Here is a 23,430-nt window from a genome sequence, read left to right on the forward strand (position 1 = left end):
CGATGCCCACGCGCGAACTGATCCATCCCCGCAAGCCATGACAGCGGCGAGGATGGAAGCTCAGGGCCTGCATGCTATTGTACTGCCGCTTGGCCGTTCAGCGGGCCGCAAACGCGGCCGGTGCATCCGGCCCATCGAGGCATGGAGGCCCATCAGCTTGTCGCCATCTCTCCAGGCAGCAATGATCCGTCGCGAAATCTGGCGAGCTAGGCCTCGGACAGCCATTTCTTGAGACGAGCGCTTTCAGCTTCCAGGTCCCAGGCACGCAGAAACTCGATGACACACATGCCGCCGCATCTGCTGCGCCGCTTGCAGAAGATGGCCTCGGAAAAACCGCCCAGGCCGCATGCTTCCTTGATCGGCACGCCGAGCACGGCGCGCTTTAGAAAGCCGATGACCTGCCCCGCAGCGGATCCGCTCATTTTCGTATCCGCCATTCTCCTTCAGCAACGGACCTCTCTCTACTTTTGATTGGCATGGGCATGCGCCAAGGAGAGCAGATCGCAACATCGCCTATTTGACAATATGTCCTTTACGCTATTCCAAGGCTTGCTTATTAACAGGCACACAAATGCGCAGGGCCTATCAGCACGCAGTACAGCCCGATCAAGTCAGGTTGGTTTAACTACTGGAATTTTCCTAGATTAAAAATGAATAGCGTCGCTTGAACCGAAGGCTGCCGCCTCAAGCAAGCGCTATCGCTTGGCATATCAGCAAAACCAACACCGCAAATGAGGTTTTCAAGCGGGGGGACTGGGAGGGACGTATGCTTGCAAACAACCAGCATCATATAACAACAATAACTTTGACTTATATTCTTGTTTCGCTTGCCTGGCTTGTCATTCCGGACATCCTGTTCAATGGGCAAGCAGGGGAGCTTGTATTTGGCGGGCTCGCATGGGATATATTCTTTATTTTTGTGTCAGCTAGCTTGTTATACTTCTCTATGCTCAGAGTGCACCCCAATCATTTTGCCAGACTACTCCACTATGAAAAGCTATCGAATTGGGCATGCGCCCACCCTCACCGTTTGGTGCTCTCCACCACCACAATTTACACCCTGCTAGCTCTTCTTTGGCTGGTCATTCCAGACTGGCTGCTTGATAGCCAAGGAGTGGGCATATGGATAGCCAGTGGCAAAGATGCATCGTTTACTTTCGTAACGGCGACGCTTTTATTTTGGAGTCTCCGCTCCCTTCGTGAAGAAAAATTCGCCGCGCCGGTTTCATTTACACCACCTAGTGACAAGTGGAAAAGTTATATTTTTTCCATCATTGGCTCAATCTTGGTCGTAATGGTTCGCATCAATATTCCTCCAGAGTTCACCCAACGCCCACTATTAATACTGTTTCTGATTCCGATTGGTCTAAGCGCCATTCTAGGCGGACTGGGGCCTGGTTTGCTTGCAACAGCAATTTCGACAGGAAGCATAGCACTGCTTTTCTCTATGTCAGCGGGTAGCGTCAGCCATCTAGGGATTGATTTGTTACAAACTAGCCTACTAGTGCTCAATGGAGTTGTGCTGAGCATGCTTGGCGAGTATCAGTCTCACGCTCGCTCACGCTTAGTCGCATCATTACGCGCATTAGAGGCCAAGTCTGCTGAATTGCGACAAAGTGAAGAGCGCTTTCGCACCATCTTTGAAGGCAGTCCAGTTGCAATGGGGCTATCGCGCAAGGAAGATGGCCGGTTGATCGAAATCAATCAAGCTTTCAGGCAGTTATTTCATGTTGATACGCATCAAGCTATTGGACGCACCACTCAGGATCTAGCAATCTGGGTCAATCCAGATGATAGAACAAGGCTGATAGCCGAAATGCAGAGTTGCCAACGCATAAGCGGAGCCCCCGTTCAGTTGCGAAAAGTTAACGGCGAGACCTTCCACGCTCTACTTTCATGGCAGTTGATCCAGTTTGGCGGAGATGTCTATGTCCACGGAGCAGTATTGGATGTCAGCAAAGAGCATCGCATACAAGAAGCATTACGCCGCAGCGAACATGAATTTCGTTTACTAGTGGACGCCATCACGGATTACGCCTTCTTCCTGCTTGATACGAATGGGATGGTAAAAAGCTGGAGCATCGGCTCCCAAGGCATTAAAGGTTATTCTGCCAATGAAATCATCGGCCGGTCTTTTACTTGTTTCTATACTAAGGAAGACCAAGATGCGGGCATTCCGGACTCATTATTAACTCACGCAACAGAAAATGGCCGAGCAGAGCATGAAGGCTGGCGTGTTCGGCGCGACGGCAGCCGTTTCTGGGCTAAGGCGGTTGTGTATTCCATTCGAGATGAGGCTGGTTTGCTGGTAGGTTTTGCCAAAGTCACCCAGGACCTGACTGCACATAAAGCGGCTGAACAAGAATTGCGGGATAGCGAAAAGCGTTACGCCAGCATTGTCAACTCCGCAATGGATGGCATCATTACAATTGACAATGCGCAGCATATTACGTTTTTCAATCCAGCGGCTGAAATCATGTTCGGTAGAAAATCCTGTGACACTGTTGGGCAACCATTGGATATTCTATTACCTCCCGCCTTTCGCACGGCACATACACAACGTATCAAAGCTTTCAGTCAGAGCCCCGTAACCAGTCGTCGCACTGGGAGCCAGGATGGAAAAATTCTAGGCATCAGAGCGGATGGTTCTGTCTTCCCCGTGGAAACATCATTTTCCAAGCTAGAATTAGACGGCAAGCGTTTTATTACGGTAGTCATACGAGATATCAGCGACAGAATGCAAGCTCGTACCGAATTGGAAACACATTTGCAGCATTTGGAGTCACTCAATGAGCTAGGAAGGGTAATTCTAGCTGCGCAAACGCCACATCAGGTGGCACAGCTAGGTTTGCGTTACCTGCGTAAACTGGTACCATTCTGGGGTGCTACAGCCATGATTATCGATTGGGAAGAGCATCAGGCGCAAGTATTGGCCATGGAACGCGCACCAGGCTCAAGCTATAACCCAGGACAACGATTATCACTTTTCAGCTATGGTTTGGATGACTTAAGACGCTTGGAAAAAGGACAGGTTTGCCGAGTGGATGAGCTTGGCTCGATGACCAAACGATCAACTATCCTGGAACGCTTATATCAACAAGGCATGCAGTCATACATCCGAATTCCATTGCTGGCCGAAGGCAAATTACTGGGAGTCATGAACCTCGCGTCAAAAGAGCCAGGCGCTTTCACCGCAGTACAGCAAGATCTTGCGGAAGGTTATGCCCGCCAGTTATCCATTGCCTTGCAGCAATCATTGTTACGTCAGCATATAGAACATCTAAGCAGAGTATACGAGGTATTAAGCCGCATCAATGCCTTGATTGTACGCTGCCATAGCCGCAATGAGCTTTTCGATGATGCCTGCCGCATCGCCGTAGAGGTAGGCGCATATCAGATGGCGTGGCTTGGCATTATTGACCCCTCCAGCCAAGAAGGGCACGTTGCAGCCTGTTACGGCATGGATGATGGCACCCCTCAACAGATTAATTTCAGCGCCGGGGAGGATGCCGTCATTCGAGATGATGCAGTTTATCGTGCCGTGCAATCTGCGAGAATGGTGGTTTGCAATGATGTGCAGTCCGCGACCATACCCCTTCAATCCGACACAAGCCTTTCAGTCCATACTCCCCAGGCCGCAGCGTATCTGCCAATTATCGTCAATGGCGAAACAACTGCGGTTTTGGCACTATATGCAAGAGAGGTTGGGGTATTCGATAAACAAGAAACCGCACTTCTGCAAGAACTATCAGATGACATCGCTTTCGCGCTCGACCATATCTTAAAAGAAGAAAAGCTGGATTACCTTTCTTATTATGATAGCCTCACGGGCCTTGCCAATCGCTCCCTGCTTAGCGAGCGTTTGACGTTGAAAACGATAGACGCAGAACGTGAAGTCAGCAAGCTAGCAGTCGCGCTCCTGGATATTGAACATTTCAGAACCATCAATGATGTATTTGGCCGTCGGGTTGGAGATCACATTCTTCATGAATTGGCAACCAGTCTGACGGAACATCTAGGCGATGCCAATCTATTAGCCAGATATGGCGCAGATCAATTCGTCATGATGCTGCCTGACACACAAAACGAAGAGGAGGTTGCTCGACGAATTGACTACTTGCAGCAAAACTGCCTAGGAGACACATTTGCCGTAATTGACGATATCGAACTGAGGCTCTCAGCCAAGTTTGGCGTTGCCATGTACCCAGACGATGGACTCGACTCCAATACCTTGCTGGAGCGTGCTGAGTCGGCTCTGAATCGTTCAAAAGCAGAAGCAAAACCATTTTTATTTTATCGCCAGGAAATGACTGAGCGCGCGCTTGTCTCGCTGTCCTTGGCAGCCAAACTGCGACAGGCCATCGAACGTGAACAGTTCGTGCTTCACTATCAACCCAAGTACCATGCTCGCACTCACCGCTTGGTAAGTGTGGAAGCCTTGATCCGCTGGCAAAGCCCGGACTTCGGGCTCGTTCCGCCGGCCGAATTTGTCCCGATCCTGGAAGAGCTTGGCTTGATAGGCCAAGTTGGCATTTGGGTATTGCAGCGGGCTGTCGAAGATTTTCATGAATGGAAGAGCGCAGGTTTGCACACTCCACGCATTGCGGTTAATGTCTCCCCGTGGCAACTCAAGCAAACTGATTTTATTTCAACATTGTCATCCATACTGCAGCGCTATCCAAGTGAAAATGGCATCGATCTTGAAATTACTGAGACCCAGATTATGGAAAATATCGATAACAGCATTGAAACACTGCATCAGTTACGGAAATTTGATCTAGCGATTGCTATCGATGATTTTGGCACAGGCTATTCCTCTCTTGCCTACCTGGCAAAGCTACCAGTACAGGCGCTGAAAATCGACCGCGCTTTTATTAGCTCCATGCTGGATGAAAGCGAAACCATGACGCTGGTTGAGATGATCATTTCCATGGCGCACGCCATGAGTCTTGAAGTCATTGCCGAGGGGGTAGAGAACCAGGAACAAGCTGAAGTTTTAAATAATCTGGGCTGCGATGTGCTTCAGGGTTTTTGGCTGAGTCCGCCGCTTTCCAAGGTCGAATTAACAAAAAAATTACAGCTCGCGCACTAAGCGCTGCCGACGCCCCTCTCCCACCATATTGAATAGCACCTGACTTTAGCGTCCAGCTCGCCACAATATGGCGAGCGGGCATGAAGAAGCAACTTACCGAAGAACAGATCCTCCGGATTTCTGCGCCAAGCGGAAACAGGCATGCCCGCTGCCGAGCCATGCTGATCGCCAACCGCTAGTGGTTTGACCCGCGCCCCCCGGCGACGAGCTGCTGGGCGGCGCCTTCGGTCGCAGTACGCGAGGCCTGCTGATTTGGACCTGCTCGATTTGCCCAAGTCGATGCGGCGGTACGGCTCATGCTTTACTTATCCAGCAAAAAGCGCGGCCCGCTGCCCTTTTCCCCTGCCTCATCGTCAGGGTTGTACAGCTTGCAGCGCTCCAGCGACAGACAGCCGCAACCGATGCAGCTGTCCAGCTGGTCGCGCAGCCGGGATAGCGCGTCTATCCGCGCCTGCAGCAACGGGCGCCAGGCCTGCGAGATCTTGGCCCAGTCGTCGGCTGTCGGCGTGCGCTGGGACGGCAGCTCGGCCAGCGCCGCGCCGATGTCCTGCAGACTCATGCCCATCGCCTGGGCCACGCGGATGAACGACACCCGGCGTATCGCGTCGCGGCGGTAACGCCGGGTCTTGCCCGCCTCGCCCACGCTGCTGATCAGCCCCCTCGCCTCGTAAAACCGCAAGGCGCTGGCCGCCACGCCGGTGCGCTTGGCCAGCCGGCCTATGGTGATGGCGCTATCTTCCATATTCGCATTGACTTAAAGTTAACTTTAACTTTGACAATAGCACGGCAATCATTCATTACGCGAACGACATGAGCCACATCCAGATCGTCTATTATTCCAGCGGCGACAGCACCCGCCAGTTGGCCGAGGCCGTCCAGGAAGGCGCGGCGGAACACGGCCACGCCCGTCTGCTGCGCATCCTGCCGCAACACATCCAGCACGGCCGTTATCCAATCCAGGCCTTCGTCGACGAGCTGCAGGACGCCAGCGCCATCATCTTCGGCAGCCCCACTTTCATGGGCGGGCCCGCCGCGCAGTTCAAGGCTTTCGCCGACGCCAGCAGCGCCAGCTGGTGCCGCCAGGCCTGGGCCGACAAGATCGCCGCCGGTTTCACCATAGGCGGCAACCTGAACGGCGATCAGCAATGCACGCTGGCCTATTTCGCCACGCTGGCGGCCCAGCACGGCATGCTGTGGTGCGGGCTGGACATCGCCGCCGGCTACAGTCCGGAGGGACTCAACCGTCTGGGTTGCCAGCTGGGTGCCACCGCGCACAGCCCGGATGGCAAACTGCACCCGTCCGATCTGGCCACCGCCCGCCATCTGGGCCGGCGCGTCGCCAGGCTGGCGCAACGCATGCGCGCCGCCGCGCTCACCAAGGAGCAACAGGCATGACACCCGACATCCATGGCATAGACCACATCCACGTATACGCGCGCGACCGCGCCGCCGCCGAAGCCTGGTACCGCCGCGTGCTGGGCCTCTCCCGCGTGCCGGAGCTGGAGTCCTGGAGCCCCGGCCGCGGCCCGCTGACCGTCGCCAATGCGGCCGGCACCCTCAAGCTGGCGCTGTTCGAGCGGGCCGAAGTCATGCCCGGCTCAGTGATCGCGCTGGGCGTCGATGCCGACGGCTTCCTGCAATGGCGCGCCCATCTGCGGCAAGAACTGGGCAAGCAGCCGGAGGCGGTGGACCACGACCTTTCCTGGTCGATGTATTTCCTTGATCCGGACGGCAACGGCTACGAAATCACCAGCTACGATTACGCGGCCCTGAAGATGCGGCTGGCACAAGACTGAAAACCCAATGAAAAACCTCCCGCAGCGCCATGCTCGGGAGGCTTGTCCTCTTGTCCGGCCAAGCGGCCGGAAATATCCGCCCATGCCAGGCGGTCGGGTTCGGCGATGGCGCCGCTCAGGCGCGGCCGGCTAGTGAGGAACGATGACGGGGGCTTCCGGCGCATGCTTCTTCTGATGCTTGGCGGCCCGTTTCTCCTTCGGCGTCATCAACGGCTGTTTCTTCGACTCTTTGCTGCTGTGTCTGGATTTGCTCATGATTCGCTCCTGATTTAGTCGAGCGTCGGCATGACCGACACCGGCCTCAGTATAGTAAGAATCGCCAGGAATGCCGGAAACGCAACAAAAATGCGCGCAACATCTTGCCTTGCATCAAATGTCTTGCCAAACCAATAAATGCCATTATCATTCAAATTCCCGCTACCCCACGCTCACACTGAGCCATGACCAGCGATAAAACGACAAAGGAATCCATGATGAAGCATTTTCTGTCCACGCTCGTCCAGCTTTGCAACGTCGCCGGACGCCCCGGCCACCGCCGCATCAAACATCGCTGAGCCACGCTCGGCCCCATAAACGCCGCGCCGGCGGATGAGCATGCCAGCCATGAACCATGCTCATCCACTTGCGCGGCGTTTCCTTTGCTTACAGAATGCATGCAACCACCCTCCCGGAGCCGGCATGAACACTGTAGCAACCCCAGAGTTGAACACCATTCCGCAACGCATCGCCTCGCTGCGCGCAGCAATGAAGAACGCCGGCGTCGATGCCTGTCTGGTACCCTCGTCCGACCCCCACATTTCCGAATACCTGCCCAAGCGCTGGCAGGCGCGCCAATGGCTGTCCGGCTTCACCGGATCGATGGGCACGCTGATTGTCAGCGCCGACTTCGCCGGCGTCTGGGCCGACAGCCGCTACTGGGTTCAGGCCGAGCAGGAACTGGCCGGCACCGGCGTTCAACTGATGAAAATCGATACCGCCGCCAGCAGCCTGCACCTGCAATGGCTGGCGGACACGCTGAAGCCCGGCCAGACGCTGGCGGTGGACGGCGACGTGCTCGGCCTGGCCGCCGCCAAGGCGCTGCAAGCCGCGCTGGAGCCGCGCGGCATCGCTCTGCGCACCGATATCGACCTGATCGACGCGATCTACCCCGGCCGGCCGCCGCTGCCCGCCGCCGCCGTCTACCAGCATGACGCCGCCTACGCGCCGGAAAGCCGCGCCGCCAAACTCGCCCGCGTGCGCGACGCGATGCGCGCGGCCGGCGCCGAGCGCCACTTCATCTCCACGCTGGACGACATCGCCTGGCTGTTCAATCTGCGCGGCGCGGACGTCAGCTACAACCCGGTGTTCATCGCCCACGCGCTGATCGAGGCTGGCTCCGCCACGCTGTTCGTTGCGCCGGGCAAGATAGATGCCGCCCTCGCTGTCCAGTTGGCCGCCGACGGCGTCCGCGTGGCCGATTACGCCGAAGCCAAGCCGGCGCTGTCCGCGCTGGCCGGCGGCGCGCTGCTGATCGACCCCCGCCGCGTCACGCTGGGCCTGCGCCAGGCGGTGGCGGACGGCGTCAGGGTGGTCGAGGCGATCAACCCCAGCACCCTGATGAAATCGCGCAAGAGCGCGGCCGAAGCCGAACACGTGCGCCGCGCGATGGAGCAGGACGGCGCCGCGCTGGCCGAGTTCTTCGCCTGGTTCGAAGCCAACGTCAACCGCGCCCGCATCACCGAACTGACCATAGACGAAGAAATCACCGCCGCGCGCGCGCGCCGGCCCGGCTTCGTCTCGCCCAGCTTCGGCACCATCGCCGGCTTCAACGCCAACGGCGCGCTGCCGCACTATCACGCCACCCCGGAAGCGCACAGCGAGATCAAGGGCGACGGCCTGCTGCTGATCGACTCAGGCGGCCAGTACCTGGGCGGCACCACCGACATCACCCGCGTGGTGGCTGTTGGCAGCCCTTCGGCCGAGCAGAAGCGCGACTTCACCCTGGTGCTGAAAGGCACGCTGGCGCTGTCGATGGCGCATTTCCCGCGCGGCACGCTGTCGCCGATGCTGGACGCGCTGGCGCGCGCGCCGCTGTGGCAGCACGACATCGATTTCGGCCACGGCACCGGCCACGGCGTAGGCTATTTCCTCAACGTGCACGAGGGTCCGCAAAGCATCTCGCGCGCGGTGCCGGAGCCGCACATGGCGATGCAGGAAGGCATGATCACGTCGATTGAGCCGGGCGTGTACCGCGCCGGCCAATGGGGCGTGCGCATTGAAAACCTGGTGCTGAACGTGGCGTCGGAGCAGAACCAGTTCGGCGACTTCCTGAAGTTCGAGACGCTGACGCTGTGCCCGATCGACCGCCGCTGCATCGACCACTCGCTGCTGACCCGGCCGGAGATCGCCTGGCTGAACGGCTACCACGCCGAAGTGCGCGCGCGGCTGCTGCCGCTGGTGGACGGCGCGGCGCGCGACTGGCTGCTGGCCAACACCGAAACGCTGTAAACTGCGGCGATACTGTCGACAGGCCATGCCCCGCGGCATGGCCTGTTTCGTTTTTGCAAGGAAAGATCGATGCCGTTCGACCGCCTGGCCGACCTGCGCCTGTTCCAGGATGCCTCCCAGCTTGGCAGCTTCTCGGCCGCCGGCCGCAAGCACGGCCTGTCCCCGGCGGCCGCCAGCGCCTGCATCCAGCGCATGGAAGCAGCGCTAGGCGCCCGCCTGTTCCAGCGCACCACCCGCCGGCTCCGGCTGACCGAGGCCGGCGAAACCTATCTAACGTACTGCCGGCAGGCACTGGAGCTGCTGGAGGAAGGCGAGCACCGGCTGCAGCAGGAACAGCGGGAACTGAGCGGAGTGATCCGCCTGTCCGCGCCGTCCGATCTCGGCCGCAACCAGTTGCTGGGCTACCTGGACCGTTTCGGCGCCGAGCACCCCGGCGTGCATTTCTCGCTGTCGCTCAGCGACACGCCGGCCGACCTGATCGGCGACGACATCGACCTCGCCATCCGCTACGGCCAGCCCGCGGACAGCAGCCTGGTGGCGCGGCAGCTGGCGGCCAGCCGGCGCGTGGTCTGCGCCGCGCCGGCGCTGCTGGAAAGGCTGGGGCGGCCCAGCCACCCGCAGGAACTGTCCGCGCTCCCCACCCTGACGCTGATGACCAGCCACGGGCCGATGAACGAATGGCGTTATCGCGAAAAGGGAGAAATCAGAACGCTGCGGCTGGAGCGCGCGCGCCAGAGCAACGACGGCGAGGTGCTGCGCCGCTGGGCGGTGCAGGGCCTCGGCTTCGCCTATAAATCGCAGCTGGACATCGCCGCCGATCTGGCAGCCGGCCGGCTGGCGACGGTGCTGGACGACTACTTCACCGAGCCCGCGCCGCTGCATCTGCTCTACCCCGGCCACCGCCTGCAGCCGGCGCGGATACGGCGGCTGATAGATTTCCTGCTGGAGCAGTTCGCCGCTTAGAATCGGCCATTTCGAGTACCGTCGGACGCCCGTCCGTCGACTTGCCGCGAGATGCGCGGCATATGTTTCAGGATCACGCATTTGGCGTGCAAAGAGATTACCCCATGCTGGCCAAGACATGGCCTTCGCTCACGCCGGCAACGCGCTGGCTGTTTGGAGGCGGGGCAGCCTCGACCGCTCACGGTCGGCGCCAGCCCGTCGCCAGGCATGCTCAGGCCACAGACTCGCTCAGGCCTCTTGGCGCATCTTCGACCATATCGTCAAGTTGAGCCAGATTGGTGCCCAGCAGGGCAAACACCGATATCGCCAAACTGCCAACGCCGCACAACACGAAGAGCAAGGCTACGCCTCGTCCTTGCCCAACTCCCAACCAGCCTCCGAGCAGATCCGCCAATCCGCCGCCAGGCATCATCGCAGGCGCGAGCACTCTCTCCACCAGTATGCCACCCGCCAGCAGCATCGCAGAAACCGCGGCGAGATTGATCGAAGCCAACAGGCTGAACAAGCTACCCCGCCAATCCAGCGGCGTCTTGCGCATCCAAAGACTCAAAGTGCAGCTGTTGGACACGCTGCCGCATGCCATCGCCACCGTGGCGGCCAGCGCCCACGACAGGGGCTTTTCCGCGAAGCCCGCCATGGCCACGGCGACCGCCAACAGCAGATCCGACAATATGATCCAGTGCATCAGCCGATGCTTGGGATTCGCGATGGTGACCGCGATCGCCCCGCCGATCGCGCCGAAAGCGCCGCACCCCATCACCATCCCCAGCGTGTCGCTGCCGTGCCGGGCCAGCACCAGCGGCGTCAGCATGCTGGAAACCAGCGTGATCAGCGCAATCTGCAATAGCATATAGATCAGCAAACCGAACATCGCTCTTTGCCCGTTCAGATAGGCCATCGTTTTGGTCAGGCTGGAGCAGCTGTGCCGCCACAAGCGGCCAACCGTGTTGCCAGCGGCCGCCGGTTCCGTCGTTCCCCGCATGGCTCGCAGCACCAGCAAAACGGCGGCCACAATCAGCAGCATCTCCAACGGCAGAATGCCCGTCAGCCCAAACTGGAACATCAGCGCGCCGGCCAGCATGGGTCCCGCGAGTTGCACCAGCCCATCGCTTAGGGTCCGTAATCCATTGGCCTGGCTTAGTTGGTTGACAGGCAGCAGCCGGCTCAATGCCACTTGGTATGATGGCCTACGGAAGAGATGGATCAAAGCGACAAGTCCATTCATCGCCATCGCAGCTGGAACCAGCAGCGCATCCAGCCAGATCATGGAAGATAAAAGGCCAATCAGCAGCAACAGTAAGAAATCGCAGGCTACCAGGACTTTTCTTCGATCCAATAGATCCGCGCAAGCGCCGGCGATGGGCAGCAACAAAAACGCAGGCAAGGTTCCCGTCAATAAGGCAAAAGAAAAATCCTCGACCGAGCCCGTCTTTTGATAAATCCACACCCCTAGCGCGAATTGCAGCAATAGACTGGCCAGGCCAGTAATCATCTCGCTCAGCCACATGCAAGCAAACGCAGCGCCCAAGGATCGAAATCGCTTCAGCACTAAGCTCACGAAACCACCGCTTTCATGTCGAACAGCATTTCGTCCAACCATGCCGCCAGGTGCCCAGCCTGAGGCGATCGCAACAAGGTGATGTGATTGCCTGGCCCCTCCCAGAACACTAAATCGGGCAGCCATCTACACCAACCCGCAATCCATTGCTCGCGCGGCATCGGGTCTTCTGACGAGCGCGCTTCCGACGGTTTGACCAGCACCAGCCGGCTGGGGCCTTGGTACAAGCGCTCTGGCCGGTATCCGGCTCGCAAAGCGCAGGCAAAGGTTCTGAGCACCCCGCTCAAGATATCCGGGGTGGTGCGAGAAGGCAGAATGCCGACTCTAACCAATTCGCCATGCAGCGCCTTTCTTTGCTCCTCCGGACTTCGCTCCGCCAATTCCGCCGCATCCAGTCTTAGCGGCTCCCCGCATCCCTGCTGATATAAGGCAATCAGTCTGCCCAGCACTTCGCGCTGGCCATACTCGCCTGGCGCATCATTCGGCACCCGGCTGTCCAGCACCGTCAACGACAACACGCTGGTTCCCGCGCTTTGCAACTGCGCCGCCAGCTCATGCGCGATCCAGCCGCCAAACGAATGCCCAAGCAAATGCACTGGCCCTGGCGCGCTCGTGCGCAGCGCCTCCAGATACGACCGCGCCGCATCCTCGACCGTCACATGCGGGGGCTGTCTGCCATCCAGCCCCCTTGGCTGCAACCCATACACGACCCCTTGATAGGACAGCGCGCTTGAAAGCGCGAAGAAATCCACCACGCTGGCACCGGCGCCAGGCACGCAAATCAATGGCGGCAACGATTGCCGTCCCTGCCTGAGCATCACCAACGGTTGGTGAGCCGGGACTCGCGCGTTCGCTTGCGCGCCCAAGGGGCGCCAGAAAGCCTCTGCGGATGCCCGCATATTCGTTAGCTGCAATGGGAAATCCCCTGGTTCGGGGACATAGGATGAAAGACAGCGGCATAGCCATGCCGGCAAACTGACTTGCGACCGCTCGACCGCCAACTCTTCGGGCTGTCGAACCCAGGCAGGCGCGCCCTCCAGCGCAACGGAGGCGACAGTCTGCTCCATGCCTCGCAACTTCAAGCCCACTTCATAAGCCAGCGCGCCCAGAACGCCTTTTCCCGCCAGGCGATAAGGACCATCGGGCTGCAAACGGCGCACCTCGCGCGCCAGCGCATAAGCCAAGCCTTGCAACGTCTGGAATCCATGCTCCGGCAAGGCGGCTAGCCAAAGCCGGCAAATCTCCTCGCCTTCGAGGCTCGCCAGCGCCGCTTCGCTGCTCATGTTATCCTGCACCATCCATCGCTTCACAGTCATCAGTCTTTCATCCTATTGGCAGATCAATCCCCGCCATTCAGCCCATCATGGACAAGCCATGCCTAGTTTTCTGCCGGCAATAGCTGAGTCGCGAATCCGGTACCCACGCTTTCCTCGCTAGCCGACAATTTCCATTGCCTCACGTTTCCTGACTTGTCGAACAACAACACCAATTCCTTGCTGTAATTACTCTGCCCGCGGAACAAAACACTCACATTGGTGAAGTTTTGCAGTTTGGCCTTGTACTGCCGGTAGCTATACACCCAAATTTCATTGTCGCCATCAAAGCTTATCTTCCGCTGCGGCTGGCCAAGCAATCCCGCCATTCCTTGTTTGGTGCCTTCGCCCCGAGACAAGGCTTGCTTGACATACGGTTCATCCACATCCTCCAGCTTGGCATTGCCAACGCTGGCGCATGCCGACAACAAAATACCCAGCGCCATCACACCAAACAGCCTTGCTGCTCGTCTCATCCCCATCCTTCGCGCCATGCTCTCCCTCCCCGGCTCAAACCGGCTCAAACTGGATCCATATATTCGAAGACCACGAGCGCATCGTTAGACCAAGAAGCATCGCTCAGCGGAAGCGAATAAAAATATTGCTTTGGATAAGGCCAGTGGAAAAACGGACTCCGTTGCTGCCGCAGTCCATAAAGCCATTCTGTCGGCAATACCAGCTTGCGCCCGCCCTGCTGCAAGGAGACTGAAAACAAAGGTCTGTCAGCAATGAACAAATAACTGAATGGCTTGGCTTCGTAAGGGTCGTTCTCTACTTCCAACCTAGCAACCCCTTTGATTGCATCCAAAACCGCCGCGCCGACTGCGGCTGGCACATATTTGGCACAATTGTGCATATCATCTATGCAGTAAGCCTCCTTAGTCGCGGCGGGCATGCACTCGACTTTGCCTTCATTCAGCCCATTCAGATTGCTTTTGACATCCACCAAGCACTCCAAACGCAGATCGCCCAATCTTCTGGTCCCTGCCGGCAGGCCCGGTGTGCTCACCTCGGCTCGCCAGTTGATGCTCTCGCTCGCCGGCGACACCATCAATTTCAATGAGGAATCCGACTTTGCCGCCATTCCCGGCAGAGAAAAAACCTGTCTCGCGCCAAGCGGCACCGCCGTGGATCCACCCCTGCCCGACAGCTTTAGTGTCGGCGCCGACACATTGGAAGCGCCGTTCAGATAAAGTCGATATTGGAGCACTCCATTCGGCGCGAGCTTGGCGTTTTCCTGAAAAACCGCCTCCCCTTTTTGCAAGACCGCATAGCTCCGACTCGAAGCCAGATCCGCGTCGGTGCCTGCGGCCACGGCGGCTGTGAGCCAAGCCGCGGCCAGACCGGAGCCGATAGCGGAGCGCACTGCACATTTGCCTGTCATCTTGCCTCGCTGTGACATTTGATTTTTGGATTTCATATTTTATTCATTAGAAATCAAAACGCAATCCGCCAAACGGATGGCTGGCAGGGGATGCTTGCCCCGGCCAGCCGCCCTTACCCATCGTCAGGATCAAGCCTCCTCTGCCAATCGTTTTCTGAACGCTTCCCCCAACGCCAAAATCGCAGGCATCTGCAATATGCTGTAATGATCTCCCTTGATTGTCTCCACTCTCAGATCAGGGCATGACTGACGCCATCCTTCATCCAAATTCGCGGCAAGAGAGTCGGTAGCCACGAACAAAACCGTGGGCGCAGCCAAGCGCTTCGGTTGATAAGAAAGCGCGGCTTTTAGCGTCATCCAACGGGTGGTCAAATGCGACCACTCTTCCGTCAGCGTCCCGGCCGCCGGTGTTCCGATATCCTTAAGCGCGGTTAACAACATCTCGTCTGGATCCGGCAAGCTTCGCAAACTGGCCAGCCCAGCCTCGTCATAGTCATGCTCCAGCTCCAGCCATGAGAACAGCATGGCGACACGCTCGTTTTGCTCGGCCCGTTGCCGCTGCTCCAGCCTAGCCGCGAGGCTGGAATAGTCCGGCATGCTATCGATCAGTCCCAAGAAGGCGACCTCCTCCCCCTGGGCGGACAATTCCGCTGCCACCGCATGCGCGATCGTGCCGCCGACCGACCAGCCTGCCAGGCTATACGGCCCCTTCGCCTGCAAGCTTCTTATCCGAGCCGCGTGAATGCGCGCCAACCTGCCCATATCTGGTTCTTTCAGCAAGTTTCCATGCTCATCAATGCCAGGCAAGGCATAGATAGAGCGGTCCTGCCCGAGGTGTTGAGCTAGATCTCTGGCATAGGCGATGCCACCATGAAGTTCATGCAGGATAAACAAGCGCCCCTCTTCACTCTGTCCACCCACTCGTATGGCAGCGTCGCCCCCGCCCCCCGCGCTCAATCTACGAGCCAACTCGGCTAGGGAAGGGAAAGCGTAAACATCCTGCAAGCTGGCGGCATAAGACATGCGACCTGCGATGCTTGCCACCAGCTTCACCGCCAGCAAGGAATGTCCGCCCAGTTCGAAGAAGTTGTCGTGGCGGCCCACTTGCTCCACCCCCAGCAACTCCCCCCAGATCGCCGCCAGCGTCGTCTCCGCCTCGCCCTCCGGCGCCGCGTACGCCCGGCTCGACAGCTGCGCGCCGTCCGGCGCCGGCAGCGCCTTGCGGTCCAGCTTGCCGTTCGGCGTCAAGGGCAACGCCTCCAGCACCACGAAGCCGCTCGGCACCATGTATTCCGCCAGGCCCGCCAACAGCTGCGCCCGCAGCGATGATGGCTCTAATTCCGCGCCCGGCTGCGCCGTCAGGTAGGCCACCAGCCGCTTGTCACCCGGCGCGTCTTCCCGCGCCAGCACCACCGCCTCCTTCACCCCGGCGCAGGCCGCCAGCTTGGCTTCGATTTCACCCAGCTCGATCCGGAAACCGCGGATCTTCACCTGGAAGTCGTTGCGGCCCAGGTACTCTATGCTGCCGTCCGGCAACCAGCGGCCCAGGTCGCCGGTCTTGTACAGCCGCGCCTGCCCATCGGCGCTGAACGGATCGGCGATGAAGCGCTCCGCCGTCAGCTCCGGACGGTTCAGGTAGCCGCGCGCCACCCCGACCCCGCCGATATGGATTTCCCCCGCCACCCCGACCGGCGCCAGCTGGCCGTCGCCGTCCAGGATGTAAATCCGGGTGTTGCCGATCGGCTTGCCGATCGGCAGGCTGGCCGCCGTCTCCGCCTCCGCGCCGATTTCGTGCGTCGCCGCGAAGGTGGTGGTTTCGGTCGGGCCGTAGCAGTTGAGCAGGTGCGCCGGCGGGTTGTCGCGCCGCACTTGCGCCGCCACCCGCGGGTCCACCACATCGCCGCCCACCATCAGGTAGCGCAAGCCGGACAAAGCCGCGCCCAAGCCTTGGGCATGGCGCTGGAACAGCCCGGCGGTCAGCCACAGAATGGTGATGCGGTCGCGTTGCAGGCAGGCGCCCAACGCTTCGGCGCTCAGCAACGTGTCCTTATCGATCGCCACCAGGCATGCGCCATGCGACAGCGCGCCCCAGATTTCCAGGGTGCTGGCGTCGAAGGCCGGATTGGCCGCCCAGGCGATGCGGTCGTCGGCCTGGAAGTCGGCGTAGCCATTGCCGCAGACCAGCCGCGTGATGCCGCGATGCGGCACCAGCACCCCCTTGGGTTCCCCGGTGGAGCCTGAGGTGTACATCAGATAGGCGAGGCTCTCCGCGTCGCCGGCGACCGCCGGGTTCTCTTCCGGCCACGTCCCTGGCGTCGCCAGCCAGCCGGCGTCCACCGACAGCTTCGCGCCGCTGTCCGCCAGCAGCCATTGCCGCCGTTCTGCCGTCAGGCCCTCATCCAAGGGCAGATAGGCCGCCCCCGACTTCAGTACGCCCAAGATCGCGATCAGCAGCTCCGCCCCCCTGGGCACCTCCAGCGCCACCCGGTCGCCGGCCCCCACCCCCACGCCGAGCAGGCGATGCGCCAGCTGGTTGGCCCGCCGGTTCAGCTCGCCATAGCTCAGCGTCTGCTCGCCGCAAACCAGCGCGACAGCCTCCGGCCGCGCCGCCGCCTGCGCCTCAAACAGCTGGTGGATCCGCGCCGCTGCCGGATAGCTGGATGCCGTGTCGTTGAAAGTCTCCAACAGTTGCCGGCGCTCCGCCGCCGGCAACACCTCCAGCCGACGCACCGCCTCGCCGCTGTCCGACTCCAGCGCCGCCGCCAGCGACGCCAGCGCCGTTTCCATCATCGCGCACACCCGCGCCGCCCCCACGCTCGACAGCGTCTGCGCCGTCAGCGCCAGGCCCGCGCCCAGGTCGTCCACTGACAGGATGAGCGGGTAGTTGGTCCGCTCTTCGCCCACCAATACCTCAACTCCATCCCAATCAGGCGCATCGCCTTCGTATCCGGAACTGTGCCGATAGTTCAGCAAGGCGCTGAACAGAGGCTGCGGCGCCGCCACGCCGCTGCAGCGCTGCGCCAGCGCCAGCGGCGCGTGTTCGTGCCGCAGCAGCGAAGTCAGCGCCTGCTGCGTCTGCTTCACCGCCTCCCGCGCCGTCGCCGCGCCGACCTCCAGCTTCAGCGGCAGCGTGTTGATGAACAGCCCCAGCGCCCGGTCTGCCCCCGCCCCGCCTTGCAGCCGCCCGAACAGCACCGTGCCGAACACCACTTGCGTCCGGCCCGACGCCCGCGCCAGCACCTGGCCCCAGGCCAGGTGGGCCAGGCAGGCCACGCTGACGCCGAAACGCCGCGCTTGCTGCCGCAATTGGTCGGTCAGCGCCATCGGCAGCCGCGTCCGCCACTCTTCTTGCCGGCTGCCGTCTTCCTGGGTGTCGCTCAGGCCGAAAGGCAGCGTCGGCTCGTCCACCTCGCCCAGTTGCGCACGGAAATAGGCTTCGTGCTCCGCCGCGCCCACGCCCAGCCGCGCCTGCGCCACGAACTGCCGGAACGGCAGCGATGGCGGCAGCGACGCGCCCTGCCCTTGCTGCAGCTGGCGGACTTCCTCCAGCAACCGCTCCAGCGTGGTATGGTCGATCGCCAAGTGGTGGTAAAGCAATTGCAGATACTGCCGGCCCGTCGCCGCCTCCGCCGCGACGAAGCCGCGCAGCAGCGGCGCCTCTCGCACGTCGATCCGGTAGCGCCGCGGGTGGTAGCGCGCTTCCAGCTGCTCCGCCAGCGGACCGTCCGCCGGGTCCAGCGCCACCGTCTCCACCTGCACCGGCGCCTGCCGCCACACTACTTGCACCGGTTCCGGCAGGTCTTGCCACAGCACTCCGGTGCGCAGGATGTCGTGCCGGTCCACCACTTGCTGCAGGCTGGCCAGGAAGCCGTTCAACCGCTCGCCGCTGTCGAAGGCCAGCAGGTCGTACAGCAGATAGGCATCGCCTTCGCCGCCCAGCAGGTGATGGAACAGGATGCCTTCCTGCAACGGCGCCAGCGGGTAGATGTCCTGGATATTGGCCATCCCGCCCGGCACGTGCGCGGCGATCGCGTCGATCTGCGCCTGGCTCAAGGCAACCAGCGTCACCATCTCCGGCGTGATCGCCTCGCAGCCCTCGGCCGGAATGCCGTTGGCCGGCGCCGCCACCAGCGCCGATTCGCCGCTCAGGCTGGCCGCCAGCGCCGCCAGATCAGCCGCGCCGAACAGTTGCCGAATGTCGCTGTGCAAGCCCGCTTGACGCATCCGCTCCACCAGCGTCACCGCCAGCAAGGAATGTCCGCCCAGTTCGAAGAAGTTGTCGTGGCGGCCCACTTGCTCCACCCCCAGCAACTCCCCCCAGATCGCCGCCAGCGTCGTCTCCGCCTCGCCCTCCGGCGCCGCGTACGCCCGGCTCGACAGCTGCGCGCCGTCCGGCGCCGGCAGCGCCTTGCGGTCCAGCTTGCCGTTCGGCGTCAAGGGCAACGCCTCCAGCACCACGAAGCCGCTCGGCACCATGTATTCCGCCAGGCCGGCCAACAGCTGCGCCCGCAGCGATGTTGGCTCTAATGCCGCGCCCGGCTGCGCCGTCAGGTAGGCCACCAGCCGCTTGTCACCCGGCGCGTCTTCCCGCGCCAGCACCACCGCCTCCTTCACCCCGGCGCAGGCCGCCAGCTTGGCTTCGATTTCACCCAGCTCGATCCGGAAACCGCGGATCTTCACCTGGAAGTCGTTGCGGCCCAGGTACTCGATGCTGCCGTCCGGCAACCAGCGGCCCAGGTCGCCGGTCTTGTACAGCCGCGCCTGCCCATCGGCGCTGAACGGATCGGCGATGAAGCGCTCCGCCGTCAGCTCCGGACGGTTCAGGTAGCCGCGCCCCACCTGGACGCCCGCAATGTACAGCTCTCCGGTCACGCCTATGGGCACCGGTTGCAACTTGCCATCCAGGATATACATGCTGGTATTGGCGAACGGTTTGCCAATCGTGACATTGACGCCCTCAAACTCCCCACCCAGTCGCGTCGCCGTGCAAGAAACCGTGGCTTCTGTCGGTCCATAGGTATTGATCAAGCCGGTAGACTCTGGACGGATGCTTTCCCAAACCCGCACTTTTTGCGCCGACAATGCGTCTCCGGTGACATTGACTAAGCGCACGCCCTGCAAATACTGCAAAGCCTGCAAGGGCGCATCACTCCATTGCCCAACGAGGGTGTGCCAATGGGCGGCCGTCATATGCACGAAACTGATGCCCAGCTTGCGGTGCTCGGACAACGGCGCGGAGCCAAACAACTCAGTCGCCAGCACCAGGCACGCGCCGGATAACAGCGCCGGAAGCATTTCTTCCAGCGAAAGGTCGAAGTTCAGCGAATTTTGCTGCAAGACGCGATCGGACGGCGTCAACTCGAACCAACGAATCGCATCCAATACATAGTTGACCAAGCTGCGATGCTCGATCATCACGCCCTTGGGATTGCCGGTGGAGCCGGAGGTATAAATCACATAGGCCAGGTCGCCGGCGTTCAGATGCAGGCACGCAGGCGCGTCTGCCGAAAGCGCCGACCAGGCGTCGCCCTGCCGCTCAAGATTGATCAGGCGGGTCGCGAGCTGCAATGGTTCCAGAATGGCCTGCCCGGCGTCGTCCGCCAGAATGAGCAAGGGCTGGCTGTCTCCTAGAATGTAAGCCAGCCGATCCGCGGGATAGGCGGTATCCAGCGGGATATAGGCGCCGCCGGCCTTCAGGATCGCCAGCAGTCCCACCACCATGTCCAGGCTGCGTTGCGCGCACAGCGCCACGAATTCGCCGGCTTGCACGCCTTGCACGCGCAAGTGCCGGGCCAAGCGATTGGCTCGGCAATCCAACTCGCGATAGCTCAGCGCTACTCCCTTGTGCTCAACCGCCGGAGCGTCGGGAGTCCGTTTGGCCTGGGCCTCGAATATTTGATGGATCAAGGCCTCGCGCGGAAAGTCCCTGGCGGTGGCATTGAAGCCACTCAGCACCTGTTCGCGTTCGGCCGGCGACAACAACTGCAACTCGCCTACAGTCTGCAAATCGTCTTCGGCAAATGCCTCCAGCAATGTGAAATAGTGCTGAATCATTTGCCGCATCAAGGCTTCATCCACTTGCGCGGCATCGAAGCGGAAGGGGCAGCGCATGCGGTCGTCGATCACCAGCACATCCAGGGTCAAAGTGACCGAAGCGTCGCCGATCAGCGGATAGGGGAAACGCCGAAGCTCCGCGCCGCCCCAAGAAATAGCGGCTTCGTCATCCTCCGCCACCCAAAGCTTGTCTAGCCCCCCCTCCATTCGGGTGTTCTGAAACGTCATCATGGCCTGGAAAACAGGAGACACCTCCGGATTGCGTGCCACCCCAAGGCTTTCCAACACTTTGGCGAAGGGATATTTCTGGTTTTCGATGCCTTGCCGAATCAGCCTTTGGGTATGGCGAATGTGTTCGCGCACAGTCAGCGCGCCGTCAATCTGGCATCTCAGCGCCACCGAATTCACGAACTCCCCGACCACGCGCCCCCATTTGCTGCGCGTTCGCCCCGGCAGACTAGAGCCGATAATGATGTCGTCCAGACCGCTGTATCGTTGCAATAGAATCTGATACGCGGACAGCATGACGGCAAACAAGCTGCTGCCTTGCCTGTCGGCCAAGTCGTTCAGCTTTCTTGCCAAAGATTCAGGCACCACAGGATCGATCACCTGGGTTCCCCTTGCTACCTTCTTGCCGGCAGGAAACTGCAAAATCGGCAATTCGCCGGACAAAACCTCTTGCCAATGCCGGCGCTGCGCTTGCGCGACCGGACCTTCCAGCCATTTCTGCTGCCACTGGACATAATGCGCAAAGTCCTGCGGCGGCAATTCCGCCAGCGGTTCCCCCGCCAACACAAAACCCAACTCATCCAACACCACCCAATATGACCAGCCATCCACCGCCAAATGTTCGCAAACAACCAACAAAACGGGGTCTTGGTTCGCGCGCGCATACCAATAGGCCGCGAGCAAGGGCGGACGGGTCACATCGAAGGCGCGCTCGCAATCTCGCACCACACGATGCCGAAGCGCCTCGTCGCTTTCCGCGCCGACATCCACCACATTCACCCTGATCGAGACATCTTCTAGAATCCGATACGCCAACTCCCCCTGATGAATTTCGAATGCCGCGCGTAGCATCGGGTGTCTGCGAACGAGAAGATTCAACGCGTCCTCCAGACGGTCCGGCGTCAGACCGCGCACACGCGCGCAAAATGGCGAATTGGATTGCCCGGCGGATTCCGGTTTTAGCTGATACTGCAGCCAACGACTTTTTTGCGTTTCCGAAAGAGGATAGATTGTGGGCGATTGAGGCTGATGCATTTTTCTCTTCTTCTTAATAAAGTGATATGTCATCAAGGGAACGGCTAACGGTGTGAAACAGCCATGACGACAGAGGGCCGTCGCGTCGCGCGGGCCCTTGTCAAATTAAATGGGTGGAGAATCAGGCCGTTTCTGATTCGAGCGAGCGGCTTAACAAAGCCTGGGCGCAGGCGGCGATGCGCGATGCCGCCGCTAACATGGCTTGCCTGTCCATGGTCAAGACAGGCATCAGCTTGAGCACCTCATTGCGAGGACCGCACACCTCAATCAGCAAACCCGATTCAAATAAACGGTGCGAGGCTTCGCGGGCGTGCTCGGCATGCTGGAAACGCAAACCTATCATCAGCCCCTTGCCGACTACGCTGACTTGGCCATCAAAGGATTGCAGCGCACTTTTCAAGCAAGCCGCCACGGCCAAGCCCTTTTCTTCGACCTCATGGGCAAAGTGCGGGGTCGCCCAATATTTCCGCAGCGCGGCGGTCGCCATGACCATGGCAAGATTATTGCCGCGAAAGGTCCCATTATGCTCACCCGGATTCCAGATATCGATCTCAGGCTTGATGAGGTTGAGCGAGAACGGCAATCCGCCGCCACCCAAGGATTTAGACAAGCAAATGATGTCCGGCTCGATGCAGGCGTGCTCGAAGCTGAAGAAGCGCCCGGTGCGGCCGCAGCCGGTCTGAATTTCGTCCACAATCAACAAGGCGCCAAGCTTGCGGGCGAGCGCCGCCACCCCTTGCAGCCACTCTGCCGACGCACAATTCACTCCGCCCTCGCCTTGCACGCATTCCAGCAAGAACGCGGCGGGCGGATCGATGCCGAAGCCGGGACGGCACAACATGTCTTGCAAAACTCTCAGCTGGCTGGCGACGTTGCCTTCAATCGCCCCCTCGTAAGGCAAACGCACCACCCCAGGAACCTGCACCACCAGCGAAGCCCGTTTGACGGCATTGGCCGTCACCGACAACGCCCCCAGGGACATGCCGTGGTAGCCACCCGAGAAGCAGGCGATATCGGGCCGTTGCGTGACTTTCCTGGCCAGCTTCATGGCAGCCTCCACCGCGTTCGCGCCCGTCGGTCCGGTGAATTGGAGCTTGTAATTAAGATCACGAGGCTGCAGCACCAAGGTGCGGAATGTTTCGATGAATTCTGCTTTAGCGGAAGTATTTAAGTCCAAGCCATTGAGAACGCCATCTTTACGCATATAGGATATGGCGGCCTCGATCATATCGTCATCATTGTGGCCGTAATTGAGCGATCCCGCTCCTGCAAAGAAGTCCAAAAACTTCCGCCCATCTTCAGCAAGCAGATACTCTCCTTTGGCGCGCGAAAACACTGCGGGGAACGCTCGGCAATAACTACGCACTTCTGACTCAAACTCACTGAAGATTGTTACAGACATGGCTCATACCCTTAAGAATATACTTATCATTAAATATTTACTCAAAGACAAAAACGATTATCACATAGAAAATCAATCCGACAAAGAAATTTTAATTACAAATGGATCACAACAATAC

Annotated in this window: 15 protein-coding genes; 5 read left to right on the top strand and 10 right to left on the bottom strand. The window is 60.0% G+C overall.

Going from position 1 to position 23,430, the window contains the following annotated elements; genetic code table 11:
• Nucleotides 1-206 precede the first annotated feature (206 nt).
• The gene (locus ACY3GB_RS03990; protein WP_463087598.1) at nucleotides 207-422 is read right to left on the bottom strand and encodes a hypothetical protein; all 216 of its coding nucleotides are present in this window, start codon (nucleotides 420-422) and stop codon (nucleotides 207-209) included.
• Between the two features lie 344 nt (nucleotides 423-766).
• Between ACY3GB_RS03990 and ACY3GB_RS03995 the strand changes: the two genes are divergently transcribed.
• Nucleotides 767-5,092 carry an EAL domain-containing protein gene (locus tag ACY3GB_RS03995; protein WP_463087599.1) on the top strand — a complete coding sequence of 1,442 codons (4,326 nt, stop codon included), beginning with the start codon at nucleotides 767-769 and terminating at the stop codon, nucleotides 5,090-5,092.
• Between the two features lie 301 nt (nucleotides 5,093-5,393).
• On the opposite strand, the gene soxR is transcribed toward ACY3GB_RS03995, so the two are convergent.
• Nucleotides 5,394-5,834 (bottom strand): redox-sensitive transcriptional activator SoxR, encoded by a 441-nt coding sequence (gene soxR, locus ACY3GB_RS04000; protein ID WP_463087600.1) that lies wholly within the window; start codon nucleotides 5,832-5,834, stop codon nucleotides 5,394-5,396.
• Nucleotides 5,835-5,902: 68 nt separating this feature from the next.
• On the opposite strand from soxR, the gene ACY3GB_RS04005 reads away from it, so the two are divergent.
• Together ACY3GB_RS04005 and ACY3GB_RS04010 are read left to right on the top strand one after the other, a co-directional pair.
• Complete coding sequence (locus ACY3GB_RS04005) at nucleotides 5,903-6,487, top strand: flavodoxin family protein (RefSeq protein WP_463087601.1); 585 nt, start codon at nucleotides 5,903-5,905, stop codon at nucleotides 6,485-6,487.
• Entirely contained in the window at nucleotides 6,484-6,888 is a 405-nt protein-coding gene (locus ACY3GB_RS04010) for a VOC family protein (protein ID WP_463087602.1), read from the top strand. The genes ACY3GB_RS04005 and ACY3GB_RS04010 overlap by 4 nt, the downstream gene beginning before the upstream one ends.
• Nucleotides 6,889-7,017: 129 nt before the next feature.
• Here the strand turns inward: ACY3GB_RS04010 and ACY3GB_RS04015 are convergent, their stop codons facing one another.
• Both ACY3GB_RS04015 and ACY3GB_RS04020 read right to left on the bottom strand, forming a co-directional pair.
• Nucleotides 7,018-7,143, bottom strand: coding sequence for a hypothetical protein (locus ACY3GB_RS04015; RefSeq protein ID WP_463087603.1), 126 nt, complete (start codon nucleotides 7,141-7,143; stop codon nucleotides 7,018-7,020).
• Nucleotides 7,144-7,316: 173 nt separating this feature from the next.
• Entirely contained in the window at nucleotides 7,317-7,493 is a 177-nt protein-coding gene (locus ACY3GB_RS04020; protein ID WP_463087604.1) for a hypothetical protein, read from the bottom strand.
• A gap of 97 nt (nucleotides 7,494-7,590) precedes the next feature.
• On the opposite strand from ACY3GB_RS04020, the gene ACY3GB_RS04025 reads away from it, so the two are divergent.
• Entirely contained in the window at nucleotides 7,591-9,375 is a 1,785-nt protein-coding gene (locus ACY3GB_RS04025) for an aminopeptidase P family protein (RefSeq protein ID WP_463090916.1), read from the top strand.
• Nucleotides 9,376-9,444: 69 nt separating this feature from the next.
• The gene (locus ACY3GB_RS04030; RefSeq protein ID WP_463087605.1) at nucleotides 9,445-10,338 is read left to right on the top strand and encodes a LysR family transcriptional regulator; all 894 of its coding nucleotides are present in this window, start codon (nucleotides 9,445-9,447) and stop codon (nucleotides 10,336-10,338) included.
• Nucleotides 10,339-10,549: 211 nt separating this feature from the next.
• On the opposite strand, the gene ACY3GB_RS04035 is transcribed toward ACY3GB_RS04030, so the two are convergent.
• The 6 genes from ACY3GB_RS04035 to ACY3GB_RS04060 form a co-directional block, all read right to left on the bottom strand.
• Nucleotides 10,550-11,896: an MFS transporter gene (locus ACY3GB_RS04035; RefSeq protein WP_463087606.1), complete on the bottom strand. Its 1,347-nt coding sequence runs from the start codon at nucleotides 11,894-11,896 to the stop codon at nucleotides 10,550-10,552.
• Nucleotides 11,893-13,212, bottom strand: coding sequence for a thioesterase domain-containing protein (locus ACY3GB_RS04040; protein WP_463087607.1), 1,320 nt, complete (start codon nucleotides 13,210-13,212; stop codon nucleotides 11,893-11,895). The genes ACY3GB_RS04035 and ACY3GB_RS04040 overlap by 4 nt, the downstream gene beginning before the upstream one ends.
• A gap of 62 nt (nucleotides 13,213-13,274) precedes the next feature.
• Nucleotides 13,275-13,703, bottom strand: a complete 429-nt coding sequence (locus ACY3GB_RS04045; RefSeq protein WP_463087608.1) for a hypothetical protein — start codon at nucleotides 13,701-13,703, stop codon at nucleotides 13,275-13,277.
• Nucleotides 13,704-13,729: 26 nt separating this feature from the next.
• Nucleotides 13,730-14,629: a hypothetical protein gene (locus ACY3GB_RS04050; RefSeq protein WP_463087609.1), complete on the bottom strand. Its 900-nt coding sequence runs from the start codon at nucleotides 14,627-14,629 to the stop codon at nucleotides 13,730-13,732.
• A 93-nt stretch (nucleotides 14,630-14,722) separates the two neighbouring features.
• Nucleotides 14,723-21,943, bottom strand: a complete 7,221-nt coding sequence (locus ACY3GB_RS04055; protein ID WP_463087610.1) for an amino acid adenylation domain-containing protein — start codon at nucleotides 21,941-21,943, stop codon at nucleotides 14,723-14,725.
• Nucleotides 21,944-22,031: 88 nt separating this feature from the next.
• A complete protein-coding gene (locus tag ACY3GB_RS04060) occupies nucleotides 22,032-23,312 on the bottom strand; it encodes a diaminobutyrate--2-oxoglutarate transaminase (protein ID WP_463087611.1) in 1,281 nt (426 codons plus the stop codon).
• Between the last annotated feature and the right edge of the window lie 118 nt (nucleotides 23,313-23,430).

Source organism: Chromobacterium sp. Ag138 (assembly GCF_055181315.1).